The organism is Hyphomicrobium sp. MC8b, from assembly GCF_905067615.1.
Taxonomy (GTDB): Bacteria; Pseudomonadota; Alphaproteobacteria; order Rhizobiales; family Hyphomicrobiaceae; genus Hyphomicrobium_B.
Genome location: NZ_LR898465.1, coordinates 836,736 through 850,709, shown reverse-complemented (window position 1 = coordinate 850,709; position 13,974 = coordinate 836,736). Strand labels below are relative to the sequence as shown.

General features: G+C 61.2%; 11 protein-coding genes. 8 read left to right on the top strand and 3 right to left on the bottom strand.

The features are described 5' to 3' along the window. Positions 1–74 precede the first annotated feature (74 nt). From ACLB1Z_RS04055 to ACLB1Z_RS04025, 7 genes are all read left to right on the top strand, one after another. Positions 75–2,252: an extracellular solute-binding protein gene (locus ACLB1Z_RS04055; protein ID WP_409562151.1), complete on the top strand. Its 2,178-nt coding sequence runs from the start codon at positions 75–77 to the stop codon at positions 2,250–2,252. Further along, positions 2,249–4,183: an extracellular solute-binding protein gene (locus ACLB1Z_RS04050; RefSeq protein ID WP_409562150.1), complete on the top strand. Its 1,935-nt coding sequence runs from the start codon at positions 2,249–2,251 to the stop codon at positions 4,181–4,183. The genes ACLB1Z_RS04055 and ACLB1Z_RS04050 overlap by 4 nt, the downstream gene beginning before the upstream one ends. Further along, complete coding sequence (locus ACLB1Z_RS04045) at positions 4,183–5,304, top strand: microcin C ABC transporter permease YejB (protein WP_409562149.1); 1,122 nt, start codon at positions 4,183–4,185, stop codon at positions 5,302–5,304. The genes ACLB1Z_RS04050 and ACLB1Z_RS04045 overlap by 1 nt, the downstream gene beginning before the upstream one ends. Next, positions 5,301–6,512, top strand: a complete 1,212-nt coding sequence (locus ACLB1Z_RS04040; RefSeq protein WP_409562148.1) for an ABC transporter permease — start codon at positions 5,301–5,303, stop codon at positions 6,510–6,512. The genes ACLB1Z_RS04045 and ACLB1Z_RS04040 overlap by 4 nt, the downstream gene beginning before the upstream one ends. Further along, positions 6,512–8,143 (top strand): ABC transporter ATP-binding protein, encoded by a 1,632-nt coding sequence (locus ACLB1Z_RS04035; RefSeq protein WP_409562147.1) that lies wholly within the window; start codon positions 6,512–6,514, stop codon positions 8,141–8,143. Before ACLB1Z_RS04040 ends, ACLB1Z_RS04035 begins: the two co-directional genes overlap by 1 nt. Before the next feature lie 14 nt (positions 8,144–8,157). Then, positions 8,158–8,796: a glutathione S-transferase family protein gene (locus tag ACLB1Z_RS04030; RefSeq protein WP_409562146.1), complete on the top strand. Its 639-nt coding sequence runs from the start codon at positions 8,158–8,160 to the stop codon at positions 8,794–8,796. Between the two features lie 74 nt (positions 8,797–8,870). Beyond that, entirely contained in the window at positions 8,871–9,320 is a 450-nt protein-coding gene (locus ACLB1Z_RS04025; protein WP_409562145.1) for a hypothetical protein, read from the top strand. Here the strand turns inward: ACLB1Z_RS04025 and ACLB1Z_RS04020 are convergent. Both ACLB1Z_RS04020 and ACLB1Z_RS04015 read right to left on the bottom strand, forming a co-directional pair. Further along, positions 9,317–10,219 (bottom strand): NlpC/P60 family protein, encoded by a 903-nt coding sequence (locus ACLB1Z_RS04020; RefSeq protein ID WP_409562144.1) that lies wholly within the window; start codon positions 10,217–10,219, stop codon positions 9,317–9,319. The genes ACLB1Z_RS04025 and ACLB1Z_RS04020 overlap by 4 nt on opposite strands. Then, entirely contained in the window at positions 10,216–11,637 is a 1,422-nt protein-coding gene (locus ACLB1Z_RS04015) for a leucyl aminopeptidase family protein (RefSeq protein WP_409562143.1), read from the bottom strand. Before ACLB1Z_RS04015 ends, ACLB1Z_RS04020 begins: the two co-directional genes overlap by 4 nt. 223 nt (positions 11,638–11,860) lie before the next feature. Between ACLB1Z_RS04015 and ACLB1Z_RS04010 the strand changes: the two genes are divergently transcribed. Next, a complete protein-coding gene (locus tag ACLB1Z_RS04010) occupies positions 11,861–12,823 on the top strand; it encodes a tetratricopeptide repeat protein (RefSeq protein ID WP_409562142.1) in 963 nt (320 codons plus the stop codon). Positions 12,824–12,964: 141 nt separating this feature from the next. Here the strand turns inward: ACLB1Z_RS04010 and ACLB1Z_RS04005 are convergent, their stop codons facing one another. Continuing rightward, complete coding sequence (locus ACLB1Z_RS04005) at positions 12,965–13,957, bottom strand: type II secretion system F family protein (protein WP_409562141.1); 993 nt, start codon at positions 13,955–13,957, stop codon at positions 12,965–12,967. Positions 13,958–13,974 lie beyond the last annotated feature (17 nt).

Genomic DNA, 13,974 nt, shown 5'->3' with positions numbered 1-13,974 from the left:
GACTTGTCCCCGCTGCCCGGGGCTGTGTTAAGCTGGCCCCGGAATGTGACAGTTTGAAAGGGACGAAGTCGAATATGCAGATGCGCCTGACGCCGTTTATCCTTGCCGCGCTGGCGTTCACGAGTTTTTCGCTCCCGAACCCTGCAAAGGCGCAAGACGCCGCGACGCCGGCCGCCGCAGCGGCGCAATCCGCAGACGCTCCAAAGCCCGCCGAAGCTCCCAAGACCGACGACGCGCCGAAGCCGGTCGATGCGCCGAAAGCCGATGAACCCACCAAGCCTTCGGAAGCCGCTGCCCCCGCTGAAGCGCCGAAACCCGCGGAAGCCGCAACCACTCCGGCAACGCCGAACCCGTCAGACGCCGCTCCCGCCGGTGCTGCCTCAACGGCCAAAGCCGCTGACGTGCAATGCCATCACGCACTGTCCCTCGTCGGCGAACCCAAATACGGACCCGACTTCAAGAATTTCGATTGGGTGAACCCGAACGCGCCGAAGGGCGGCACGGTCCGTCAGTGGGCGGACGGTACCTTCGATACGCTGAACCCGTTTTCCGACAAGGGCGTCAAGGCTGCAGGCCTGGGTCTGATTTTCGACAGTCTGTTTACGCCGAGCCCTGACGAGCCCTCGACTCAATACGGCCTGATCGCCGAATGCGCCTCCTACCCGGCCGACTATTCGTCCGTTACGTTCAAGCTTCGGCCCGAAGCGAAATTCCACGACGGCTCGCCGATTACGCCGGAAGACGTCATCTTCTCGTTTGAGCAGTTCAAGAACGTCAATCCATTCTACGCCTTCTACTACAAGAACGTCGTCAAGGCCGAGAAGACCGGCGACCACGAGGTGAAATTCACCTTCGACAAGACCGGCAACCGCGAGTTGCCGATGATCGTCGGTGAACTGAATGTCGTCTCCAAGGCCTACTGGACCGGCAAGAACGCCGATGGCTCCCAGCGCAGCCTCGCGGCCACGACGGTTGAAGCGCCTCTCGGCAACGGCGCCTACAAGATCAAGTCGGTCGATACCGGCCGCAAGATTACGTTCGAGCGCGTGCCCGACTACTGGGCGAAAGATCTGCCTGTGATGAAAGGGCAGATGAACTTCGACACACTCGAATTCACCTATTACCGCGACCGCACGCCGGCGTTTGAAGACTTCAAGATAGGTAACATCGACGTCTGGTCCGAGAACCGCGCCGACGCCTGGGCGACGCAGTACAATTTCGACTCGCTGAAAAAAGGCCTGGTGAAGAAAGAAGCCATTCCGGTGAAGCGCGTGGCGCCGATGCAGGCGTTCGTATTCAACATTCGCCGCCCGCAGTTTCAGGACCCGCGCGTCCGCCACGCGTTCAACCTGCTCTTCAATTTCGAAGAGACGAACAAAAAGCTGTTCTACAATCTGTATAAGCGCGTCGGCAGCTACTTTGAGAATTCAGATCTCCAGGCGACGGGCCTGCCGCAAGGCCGCGAGCTTGAGATCCTGAACGAGATCAAATCCGAAGTGCCGCCGGAAGTATTTACGGCGACCTACGAAAACCCGGTCAACGCCCAGGAAGGCGACTTCCGCAAGCACCAGCAGGAAGCGCTGAAACTGTTCGAGGACGCCGGCTGGAAGATCCGCAGCGAAACCGTCAACGATCCGCATTGCGGCTTCTGGTGCAAGGCGATGCAGACGATCGGCCTATCAGCGGGCTCGACTGCGCGCGTGCTGCGCAACGACAGGGGCGACCAGATGACGGTCGAATTCCTGATCAACGGCGACACGTTCGAGCGTATCATTCTGCCCTACGTGCAAAACCTCGAAGCCATGGGCATCAAGGCGACGGTGCGCAACGTCGACGACGCACAGTACAAACAGCGCGAGGACAACCGCGACTTCGATATCATCGTCGACAGCTTCGCCCAGTCGAATTCGCCGGGCAACGAGCAGCGCGATTTCTGGGGCTCTGCCGCCGCCGACAAGCCCGGCAGCCGCAACACCATCGGCATCAAGAACCCCGCGATCGACCACCTGATCGACAAGATCGTATTCTCGAAAGATCGAGCCGACCTCGTTGCCGCAACCCATGCGCTCGATCGCGTTCTCTTGTGGAACTACTACGTCGTCCCGCACTGGTATTACCCCTACGACCGGCTTGCCTACTGGGATGTTTTCGGCCGTCCGGACAAACTGCCGTCACAAGGCGCCGCTCTCACTCAGGTCTGGTGGTACGACGCGGACAAGGCGAAAGCCGTCCAGGCAGCGAAGGGAAAGTGACCCTGTTGGAACGACCTACCCGATCACGCGCGGCGGCCGGAGCGAAGCTCTCATTTCTCGCCGCGCTGGCATTGCTGTTTTCGATGCCCGATGGCGGTCTGGCGCAGGCTGAGCCCCGCCACGGTCTCTCGATCTTCGGCGAATTGAAATACCCGCCCGACTTCAAGCACTTCGACTACGTCAATCCCGATGCGCCCAAGGGCGGCCGCATTGTGACGATGGGGACTGGCGACGTAAATACGTTCGACAGCTTCAACCAGTTCATCGTCAAAGGCGACGCCGCTCAGGACCTCGATCTGCTCTTCGACAGCTTGATGGTCCGCGCGCAGGATGAACCTGACGCCGTCTATGGCCTCGTTGCACAAACGGCCGACGTCGCGCCCGACCGCATGTCGGTGACGTTCAAGCTTCGTCCCGAGGCAAAGTTTTCAGACGGCACCCAGATCACCGCCGACGATCTCGTCTATACGCTTAGCCTTCTGAAAAGCATGGCGACGCGGCCGCAATATTCGCAGCCCCTGCACGACGTCGTGAAAGCCGAGGCGCTCGATCCCGAGACGGTGCGCTACACGTTCCAGGGCAAACTTGTCCGCGATCTGCCGATCCTTATCGCTCAGCTCCCGGTGCTGTCAAAAGCCTACTACACGGCGAACCCCTATGATGAAACGTCGTTGAAGCCGCCGCTCGGTTCAGGCCCTTATCGCATCAAGACGTTCAACTCCGGCAGCTCGATCACGTATGAACGCCGCAACGACTACTGGGCGAAAGATTTGCCGGTAAACAAGGGCCGCTTCAACTTCGACGAGGTCCGCCTTGACTATTATCGCGACCGCACCATCGAACTCGAGACGCTCAAATCCGGCAACTTCGACTTCCGCGAGGAATTCTCAAGCCTCGGCTGGGCGACGCAGTACGACATTCCAGCCGTTCGCGACGGTCGTCTCATCAAAGCGCTTTTACCCGACCGCCGCCCATCCGGCGCGCAGGGCTACTTCATCAATACCCGTCGCGATAAATTCAAAGACCCGCGCGTGCGCGCCGCGCTCGATCTCGTCTTCGATTTCGAATGGTCGAACAAGAAGCTGTTTTACGGCCTGTACAGCCGCACGACGAGCTACTTCGAAAATTCCGACATGAAGGCCGAGGGCCTGCCCTCGCCGCAAGAACTCGCCCTGCTCGACCCTTATAAGGACAAGCTGCCGCCGGAAGTCTTCGGCGAGCCCTATACGCCGCCCGTCACCGACGGCAGCGGCAACAACCGCGCCAACCTCAAGAAAGCGCGCGATCTGCTCATCAGCGCCGGTTGGAAGCCCGACGCCGAAGGCAAGCTGCGCAACGCCAAGGGCGAGCAGTTAAGCATCGAGTTCCTAGATTTCGAAGCGCAGTTCGAGCGCATCACGCTTCCCTATGTCGAGAATCTCAAGCGCATCGGCATCGACGCCAACTGGCGTCTCGTCGATCCGGCGCAATATCAGCAGCGACTGAAGTCGTTCGATTTCGACGTCACGACACAGCGCTTCTCGCTCGGCCTGACGCCGGGCGTCGATATGCGCGCCTTCCTCTCCTGTGAGGCGGCCAAGGCCCAAGGCTCGTTCAACCTCGCAGGAATCTGCGATCCCGTCGTCGATGCCCTGACCGATAAGGTCATAGCCGCCAAATCCCGCGCTGAGCTGACCACGGCCACACACGCCCTCGACCGCGTTCTGCGCGCCGGCCATTATTGGGTGCCGCACTGGTACAAGCCGTTCTATTCGGTCGCCTATTGGAACAAGTTCTCGCATCCAGCCGTCCAGCCGAAGTATGATAGCGGCGTTCTGGATACCTGGTGGTTCGATGCCAAGAAGGCCGCCGACCTCAATTCCGGCAAGCCTGAGCCTCAGAAAGCGTCGCAAACGACGCCGAACTCCACGCAACAACCAGTGAAGCAGTGATGGCCGTTTATCTTTTAAAGCGCTTGCTCCTGGTGATCCCGACGCTGTTCGGGATCATGCTGTTTTCGTTCGTCATCATCCAGTTCGCGCCTGGCGGACCGGTTGAACGCATGATTGCGCAGCTGATGGGCCAATCTTCCTCCATCGTCAGTCGCATGGGCGGCGGCGGCGGCGATACGCTCGGCGGCGGCGGTATGAACAGCCAGCTCGGCGTCGGCGGTGGCGATTCCATCACCTCGAAATATCGCGGCGCGCAGGGTCTCGACCCGGCCTTCATCAAGAGCCTCGAAAAGCAGTTCGGCTTCGACAAGCCGGCGCCCGAGCGCTTCTATTTGATGATGAAGAACTTCCTCACCTTCAATTTCGGCAAGAGCTATTTCCGCGACGTCTCGGTGCTCGATCTCATCAAGGAGAAGCTGCCCGTCTCCGTTTCGCTTGGCATCTGGATGACGCTGCTGACGTACCTGATTTCCATTCCGCTCGGCATCCGCAAGGCCGTGAAAGACGGCGAACCTTTCGATACCTGGTCGAGCGCCGTTCTCGTCGTCGGCTACGCGATCCCGGGCTTCCTGTTCGCCGTTCTGTTGCTGATCCTGTTCGCAGGCTCGTCGTTCTTCCAGTGGTTCCCGTCGCGCGGTCTCTTCTCCGACAACTGGGATCAGCTCTCGTTGTTCGGGAAGATCACCGACTATCTCTGGCACCTCGTGCTGCCGATGATCGCGATGGCCGTCGGCTCGTTCACCGCTATGACGTTCCTGACCAAAAACTCGTTCCTGGATGAAATCCGCAAGCAATACGTCGTCGCCGCGCGCGCCAAGGGCCTCACCGAAAACCAGGTGCTCTACGGCCACGTCTTCCGCAACGCCATGCTGCTCGTCATCTCGGGTTTTCCGTCGGCCTTCATCAGCGCCTTCTTCTCCGGTGCGCTGCTGATCGAAACGATCTTCTCACTGGACGGCCTTGGCCTCTTGTCGTTCGAAAGCATCGAAAAGCGCGATTATCCGGTCGTATTCGCCTCGCTCTACATCTTCTCGCTCGTCGGCCTGCTGGTCGGAATCCTGTCGGACTTCGTCTACACCCTCGTCGATCCGCGCATCGACTTTGAATCGCGCGAGGTATGACGATGGACCAGCGCGCCGACAACACACCCGAGACGGTCGCAGCGCCAGCCGCGAAGGCCAAGAAGTCCTGGTGGCGACGCCTCTTCCGGCTGTCGCCCGTCAACCGACGCCGCTGGGAACGCTTCAAGGCGCACAAAATTGGCTATCGCTCGTTCGTCGTCTTCTCGATCCTGTTCGTCGTCTCGCTGTTCGCCGAGTTCGTCGCCAACGACCGTCCGCTGATCGTCAGCTACAAAGGCGAAATCCTGTTCCCCGTGCTCGTTGACTATCCGGAAGACAAATTCGGTGGCTTCCTCGCCATCACCGATTATCGCACGCCCGATATCCAGAACGAGATCAACGCCAACGGCTGGATGTTGTGGCCACCGATCCGCTATTCGTATTCGACGATCAACAAGGACTATCCCGGCCGCATCGGCGACAACGGCGTCTGCCTCGGCTATCCAGCGCCGCCGCCGTGGTCCTCGTCGCTGAAGCTGTGCCCGGCGCCCGCCGACCAGCTCGCCCGCTATAACGAGTGGGGCAACACCAACTGGCTCGGTCTCGACGATCAGGGCCGCGACGTCGTCGCACGCATCATCTACGGGTTCCGAATATCCGTTCTCTTCGGCCTGATCCTGACGATCGTCTCGTCCGCCGTCGGCATAGTGGCCGGTGCGGTGCAAGGCTATTTCGGGGGCCGCGTCGATCTCATTTTCCAGCGCCTGCTCGAAATCTGGAACTCGATCCCTGAGCTGTTCGTGTTGCTGATCCTGTCGTCGCTGTTCGTGCCGGGCTTCTGGACGCTGCTCGGCATTCTGATGATCTTCTCCTGGACGTCCCTCGTCGGCCTCGTCCGAGCCGAATTCCTCCGCGGCCGCAACCTCGAATACGTCCGCGCCGCCCGCGCGCTCGGCCTGTCCGACTGGCAGATCATGTTCAAGCATCTGCTGCCGAACGCCATGGTCGCGACGCTGACGTTCCTGCCCTTCAAGCTGTCGGGGGGCATCGCAGCGTTGACCGCGCTCGACTTCCTCGGCCTCGGCATGCCCCCGGGTTCGCCGTCGCTCGGGGAATTGTTGTTGCAGGGCAAGAAGCACCTCGAAGCGCCATGGCTCGGCATCTCGGGCTTCATTGCCGTGTCGATCATTCTCTCGCTCGCGATCTTTATCGGCGAAGCCGTTCGTGACGCCCTCGATCCGCGCAAATCGTTCAGGGCCAAAAGCTGATGGCAAATCCCGTTCCCCTCGTAGACGTGCGCAATCTCTCCGTCGCCTTTGGCGAAGGCAAAGACCTCGTGCAAGTCGTCAACGGCATCTCGTTCCACATCAACAAGGGCGAAACCGTTGCGCTCGTCGGCGAGTCCGGTTCGGGCAAGACCGTCTCCGCAATGTCGATCCTGCGCCTGTTGCCGAACTCCGCCTCCCACCCGACCGGCGAGATTTTATTCGGCGGCACCGACATTTTAAAAATGTCTGGCAACGACCTTCGCGAAATCCGCGGCCGCCGCATCTCGATTATTTTCCAGGAGCCGATGACATCGCTCAACCCGCTTCACACCATCGAGAAGCAGGTCGGCGAAATCATCAAGTTGCACCAAATGCTGCCCGAAGCCAAAACGCGCGAGCGCGTCATCGAGCTTCTGACGAAGGTCGGCATACGGGATCCGGAGAAGCGCCTCGGCGCCTATCCGCATGAGCTGTCTGGTGGCCAGCGCCAGCGCGTGATGATCGCAATTGCGCTCGCGAACAAACCTGACCTATTAATCGCCGACGAGCCGACCACCGCGCTCGACGTCACTATTCAGGCGCAAATTCTGGAGCTTCTGAAGTCGCTTCAGAAAGAGATGGGCATGGCCATGCTGCTCATCACCCACGATCTCGGCATCGTGCGCCGCATGGCCGAACGCGTCTACGTCATGCGCAACGGCGACATCGTCGAGACCGGCGAAGCCGAACAGATCTTCACCGCACCCAAGCACGCCTACACGCGCCATCTTCTTGATGCCGAGCCGAAAGGCATGCCGCCCGCCGCCGATCCGACGCGCCCCGTCGTCGTCGAGACGGACGATCTGAAAGTCTGGTTCCCTATCAAGAAGGGCCTGTTGCAGCGAACCGTCGATTACGTGAAAGCGGTCGACGGTCTGTCGATGAAACTTCGCGCCGGCGAGACGCTCGGCGTCGTCGGTGAATCCGGCTCCGGCAAAACCACCCTCGGCCTCGCCATCCTGCGGCTCATTTCATCGCAAGGTCCCATCGCCTACGTCGGCAAACGCATCGACGCCTTGACCAACAAGCAGATGCGCCCGCTGCGCAAGGAAATGCAGATCGTCTTCCAGGACCCTTATGGCTCGCTCTCGCCACGCTTGACGGTCGGCCAGATCATCGAGGAAGGGCTTCTGATCCAAAACCCCGAACTCGACGAAGAGCAGCGGCGCGAACGCGTCGGCGCGGAACTGAAGGAAGTCGGCCTCGATCCAGCGTCGCAGGATCGCTATCCGCACGAGTTCTCGGGCGGCCAGCGTCAGCGCATCGCGATTGCCCGTGCCATGGTGCTTCAGCCAAAGTTCGTCATGCTCGACGAGCCGACAAGCGCTCTCGACATGAGCGTGCAGGCCCAGATCGTCGATCTTCTGCGCAGGCTGCAAGCAAACTACGGTCTCGCCTATCTCTTCATCAGTCACGACCTCAAAGTCGTCCGCGCGCTTTGCAACTACGTCATTGTCATGAAGAACGGCAAAGTCGTCGAAGAAGGCCCCGCGCGCGATATCTTCGAAAAGCCGCAAGACGAATATACCAAGGCGCTGCTCGCGGCAGCCTTCGACATCAAAGTGGCATACAAGGGGGCGCTTGCGAGCTGACAGGGAGGTCGCCGATGGCCGCGCCAAAGCTCGTCCACTATCACGCGCCGAACACCCGCTCGTTTGGAACCCGTTGGCTCTTTGAAGAATTGGGCTCGCCTCCGCACGAGCTTAAAATCCTCGACATGAAGAAGGGCGAGCACAAATCGCCCGAGTTTCTCGCCATCAACCCGATGGGCAAGGTCCCGACTCTCGCCGCCGATGGCGTGCCCGTCAGTGAAGTCGGCGCCATAGCGATATTTCTCGCTGATCTTTTTCCGGAAGCCAATCTTGCACCGACCCTCGATGATCCCGCGCGCGGAACCTATCTTCGCTGGATTATCTTCAATCACGGTGACGTCGAGCCCGCCGTGATGGACAAGGCGCGCAACATCCAACCGGGCAGCCTTCCGCCGTCAGCCCTTTGCTACGGCAGCTACGATGACACCGTGAACGCGCTCGTCAGCGCCGTGCGCACCGGTCCATACATTTTGGGCGAACGCTTCTCCGCCGCCGATATCGTGCTCGGTGGCGCGATCCGATGGCTGCGGCTGTTCAAACTCCTGCCCGACCGGCCGGAATTCGCCAGCTACGTGGAGCGCATAACGGCGCGCCCGGCCTTCAAGCGGGCCCTGGAGAAAGACGAAGCGCTGGCCCAGGCGATGGCATCCTGAAGCGCATCGCCTTTCCGTACCCGGAAGATCGGTTATTCTGGTGATCCTCCGAATCGCTGACGCGAGACTGCCAGATGCTCCCCGATGATGTATTCCGCGACCGACTCGAAAAAACGCTCGTGGAAATTGAAACGTCCGTCGCTCGCATGCGCGACTACGCCGCCGTCGAAGTAATCGCGACGACGGCTTATTGGCGTGTCGTCGTTCTGCCGATCGTGCCGGAAGCTTGTCCGTTTGAACTGCTCATAACATCCAAGCAGACCTTTAGCCTTAAGCTTGCTGAAGAAGCATTCGAAGACCTGCCGGTCGAGCATTTCGAGCTGTTCCCGCACCTCGTCCGCTCCATTGAAGCGGGCCACGTCGAGAAAATCTCCAAGTTCGATGCCATGACCGACGAGCTGGTCGCGATCGAGATGCGTGTCGCGCTCGGCCCCGGATGGGATTGGCGCGGCGAACGCCGGATTGCCAAAGCGCCGCCAGAAGAGGTCTGGCGAACGCATCGCTATCTCGCCTACCGGCGCTAGAACCCATCCATCGCGGCATAGCCTGGAATGCGTTTGATCGCAGTAATCTGACTGCCCGTCTTGGCAATGCGCAGCACCGCCTCGGGCAGCGTCTCGACCGACGTCTGCATATGCCAGGCGTTGGCGTGCACCATCATGATGCCGTCGATCATGATGCCGACGTGTCCCTTCCAGAACACCAGGTCACCGCGCATCAAGCCTTCGAGATCGTCGGCCACGAGCACGTTGTCGCCGAGCTCGGCCTGCTGCATGTCACTGTCGCGCGGTGCGGGAAACCCGGCGGCGGCGAGCGACGTCTGCACAAGGCCCGAACAATCGATGCCGATCCGCGTGCGCCCGCCCCAGAGATACGGCGTGCCGATAAAGCGCTCAGCAATTTCCACGAAGTCGCGCGCAAAGCGATCGTGCGGTGCGGCGTGGCGCGCATAGACGAAGCCGCCGCTTTCAAGCTCCAGAAAGCCCTCGTCGCCGCCGCGCACGGCAATCGCGGCGTTGAGCGGCAGATGCATGATCGGCGGCGTCTTGATGTCAGGTTGGGCGTAAAGAAACGTCCCTAATGCCTGAATGTGATGCGTCGTGTGAAAGGTGCCGCGGCGGATGGCGTCGCTCGGCACATAGCCGACATAGCCGTCACGCGCGAGCTGCACCCAGCTCCATCCACCGCCGTCTTCGTAGATCGTCAGGCTCTCTCCGAACAGCGCTTCCGTCTCGAAGCCGCGGGCGGGATCAGGAAATTTACGCAACGGCACCGTTGCGCGGATCACGAAACCCGGCTCTCCAGCGACATAGCGTTCTGCGCGCACGACGCCTTCGAGCGACTTCGCCGCGAGATCCGAGCGGAATACGTTCCGTCTCGGATCGAGCGCGCCCGCCGGTCGCTGAGAAACGTCGGCCGTCACGTCATCAACTCTCGCCGCAAGTGTTCCATCACGGCCCTCGCCGTTTGTGGCTCACCGCCCTTCGGCCCGAGAGGACGCGCGGCGGGACGCCAGCCATAGAGATCGAAATGCGCGAAACGGCGCGCCTTGCTGACGAACCGTTTCAGAAACAGCGCCGCAGTAATGGCACCAGCAAATGGCGATTCCCAGACATTGTTGATGTCGGCAATGTCGCTGTCGAGATTGCGTAGGTAACCCTCCCAAAGAGGCATAGCCCACAGCGGATCGCCGATTGACGCTGCAAGCGGCGGCAGGCTCTGCGCCAGCTCGTTGTCGTTCGTGAAGAATGCCGGCAGGTCCGGCCCCAGAGCCGACCGCGCTGCGCCGGTCAGCGTTGCGAAAACGAAGATGCTGTCGGGCTCGTCGGCGTCGGCAAGCGCCAGGGCATCGGCGAGCACCAGTCGCCCCTCCGCGTCGGTATTGCCGATTTCAACACTAAGCCCCAGACGGCTCGCCAGAATGTCGCCTGGACGGAACGCATCGCCGCCAACGGAATTTTCCGCCGTCGGGATGATGACGCGCAGCCTGCAGTTGAGCCGCTGCCCCATGATCATATGCGCGAGCGTCAACGCTGTCGCCGCGCCGCCCATGTCCTTCTTCATCAGCAGCATGGCGCTCGCAGGCTTGATGTCGAGGCCGCCGGTATCGAAGCTGATCCCCTTGCCGACGAGCGTGATTTTCGGCGCCCCGACCGGCCCCCAGCTCATGTCGATGAGACGCGGCGGCCGCGGGCTCGCACGTCCGACCGCATGAATGAGCGGGAAGTTCTTCGCCAGCAAATCGTCGCCGACGACGACGGAGATGTCGGCCCCATGACGGTCGGCCAGATCCCGCGCGACGGCCTCGAGATCGGCGGGCGCCATGTCGGATGCCGGCGTGTTGATCAGATCGCGGCCGAGCCACACGGCTTCTGCCGTATTGATGATGCGCTCAGCACCCTCCGCCGCCAGACGCAGCTTCGCGCGCGCTCCGTTCGGTCCTTTGCTGCGGTAGCGCGAGAACGAATAGCTGCCGAGCGCCCACGCCAGCGCTGCAAGGTCGGGCTGTGACAGCTCTGATGCGATCCGATAGGTCCCGGCGGGCAATCCCGCACCGAGCAGCCCAGCCAGTAGCTCCGATGGACCGCTCGGCTCGCCCTGCTGGCCGTTGCCCGTGCCAAACGCGACGGCTGAAACTTTCCCCTCGGCGTTGGGCAGAAGAACGGAGCGCTTGGCGCTCCCGGAAAAATTCTGAGCTGCGAGCCACGCCTGCTGCGCGGCATCGAGCGGCGCTGACGGCTGAAGACTGTTCGACCCGATGAAGTGCACCGGTATGTCGCTCGCATCCGGCGCGCCAAGTGCAAAGGTCTCCGCTGCCGCCCAGGCTGTCGTCTCAACCATTCGTCTTCGTTCTCTCTTTTACCGTTGCACCAAGCTGACCAAGGTCGCGACCCGGTCGCAAACTGGCGCCCTCGACGGGCGCCCCCGGGCTGCAGTTCATTCGCATTTTCTCCAGCTATCACAGGTCACTGGCAAGTCTTAAGCGTTTGTTGACCGATGCCCCAGAAACTGACGGCCTCACCTTGATTCGTCGCTGATGAGCGAATCACCCCAGGAGACCGTCATGACGCGTTTTGAGCGCCCCCGCTCGCAGACTTTGCCGCGCCTTCCGCGCCTCGGAACCTTCGCGTCGCTCACGGCATCGCTACTCCTGGGTGCCTGTTCCGCCTCCACTGACCTGCTGCCAAGCATCGCCATGAAACCCAGCGATACGACGACCGGCGATACCACGCCGGGCACGCCGCAGACCGAGTTGCAGAAGGCAACGATCTACTGGGGCCAGCAATACGCCAAAAACCCGGCCGAACTGAAGCCTGCACTCAATTATGCGAAAGACCTGAAGGCGCTCGGCGAAAAGTCGAAAGCCTTGTCTGTGCTGCAGCAAGCCGCGCTCATTCACGGCAGCGATCAGGAGCTTGCCGGCGAATACGGCCGGCTGGCGCTCGAAATGGACCAAGTCGGCGTCGCCAACCAGATGCTGACGATTGCCGACGATCCGGCGAAACCGGATTGGCGGGTCGTCTCGGCGCGCGGCACCGTGATGGCGAAGCAGGGCAAATATGCAGACGCCGTGCCGTTCTATGAGCGCGCGCTGACCCTTTCGCCGGACAATCCCACCGTCATGAACAATCTGGCCATGGCCTACGCCATGACGGGCGATCCGAAAAAGGCAGAGGGCATCCTGCGTCAGGCGCTTGTCGCTCCCGGCGCGACGCCGAAGGTTCGTGAAAACCTGGCTCTCGTGCTCGGCCTGCAGGGCCGCTACGATGAATCGAAGGCCATCGCATCCGGCGTGCTCTCGACCGATACCGCCAGCGCCAACGCCAACTACCTGAAGCAGATGGTCCAGCTCCAACCGACGACGGCCATGCCCGACGCCAAAAGCTTCGCCAGCAATACCTACGTGAGCCCCTCCCAACCGCGGATCGAAGTGCAGCGCGCCGCCGCCACGACGACGTCGTCGCTCCCCGTCAGCCAGAGCGTCTGGCAGACGACGACCGACCAAAGCCCGCCACTGGTGCGCTGAAGCCGCTGCCGGCTACCGCTCGACGTCATGACGCGCCCCCATGCCAAGCTCGCGCCTCTCATCAAATAGGCAAAAACCAATCGCGATCCGGACGTCTCTTCTCGCTGCTCCTCTTAAACGTAAAGCGGCGAAAAGCGCGTCCTAATGCTGCTTCAGCGCCATATAGCTGATGACGGCCGGTCCCAGAATGACGACGAAAAGTACCGGCAGGAAGAACACGATCATGGGCACGGTGAGCTTCGGCGGCAGTGCAGCGGCCTTACGCTCGGCTTCCGACTGCCGGATTTCGCGGTTTTCCTTGGCCATCGTACGCAGCGCCGTCCCGACGGGCGTGCCGTAACGCTCGGCCTGAGCGAGCGCTGTCGTCACCGCTTTCACGCCGGGCAACCCCGTCCGCTTCGCAAGATTGTCGTAGGCCTGCCGCCGGTCCTGAAGATACGAGAGTTCCGCAGTCGTCAGCGACATTTCTTCCGCAAGCTCGACCGACTGGCTGACGATCTCCTTGCCGACTTTCGCAAACCCGGCTTCGACCGACATGCCCGACTGCACACAAATCAACAGCATATCGAGCGCATCCGGCCACGCCTGCTTGATGGCCATCTGCCGCTTCTGCACGCGGTTGGTGATGAACATGTTCGGCACATAGAAGCCGAGGAAACCCGCTGCCAGCGCGATCAACAGATTGATCATCGGCGGGTAGCCGCTGTCGTACAGCACGAAAAGATAAAAGAGCGCGAAAAAGAAAATCGCAATCGGCGCAGCAACGCGGAAGAATAGGAATGCGACAATGTTGGCCTGACCGCGCAGACCAGCCCGCTTGAGGTTTTCGCGCAGTTCTTCGTTGTCGAACCGTTCCCGCAAATTGAACTTGTCGACAACCCGCTGCATAAAGCCTTTCGGCGTCGAGCGAAGCCGACTCGTACCGCCCTGCTGGCGGTCTTTCGACGTCATTTCCGCAAGCCGCGCCGAGCGCATTTTGCTGCGCTCAATCGCCATTTCACGCATACGCCGGTTCATCTGGTCCCGCTGCAGCATCGGCAACGCCACCGTCAAAACCGTCGCGAAGACGCAGATCGCCGCCAGCGCCGTCGCGATGAACTGCGGGTTCATGATTGTATCGATGAATGTCGTCATCTGCGCACGACCGTGCC

Excerpts from the sequence above, each read along its gene's own strand:
- ACLB1Z_RS04055 (WP_409562151.1), top strand. The coding sequence starts at position 75 with ATGCAGATGCGCCTGACGCCGTTTATCCTTGCCGCGCTGGCGTTCACG.
- ACLB1Z_RS04045 (WP_409562149.1), top strand. The coding sequence starts at position 4,183 with ATGGCCGTTTATCTTTTAAAGCGCTTGCTCCTGGTGATCCCGACGCTG.
- ACLB1Z_RS04040 (WP_409562148.1), top strand. The coding sequence starts at position 5,301 with ATGACGATGGACCAGCGCGCCGACAACACACCCGAGACGGTCGCAGCG.
- ACLB1Z_RS04035 (WP_409562147.1), top strand. The coding sequence starts at position 6,512 with ATGGCAAATCCCGTTCCCCTCGTAGACGTGCGCAATCTCTCCGTCGCC.
- ACLB1Z_RS04030 (WP_409562146.1), top strand. The coding sequence starts at position 8,158 with ATGGCCGCGCCAAAGCTCGTCCACTATCACGCGCCGAACACCCGCTCG.
- ACLB1Z_RS04025 (WP_409562145.1), top strand. The coding sequence starts at position 8,871 with ATGCTCCCCGATGATGTATTCCGCGACCGACTCGAAAAAACGCTCGTG.
- ACLB1Z_RS04015 (WP_409562143.1), bottom strand. The coding sequence starts at position 11,637 with ATGGTTGAGACGACAGCCTGGGCGGCAGCGGAGACCTTTGCACTTGGC.
- ACLB1Z_RS04010 (WP_409562142.1), top strand. The coding sequence starts at position 11,861 with ATGACGCGTTTTGAGCGCCCCCGCTCGCAGACTTTGCCGCGCCTTCCG.
- ACLB1Z_RS04005 (WP_409562141.1), bottom strand. The coding sequence starts at position 13,957 with ATGACGACATTCATCGATACAATCATGAACCCGCAGTTCATCGCGACG.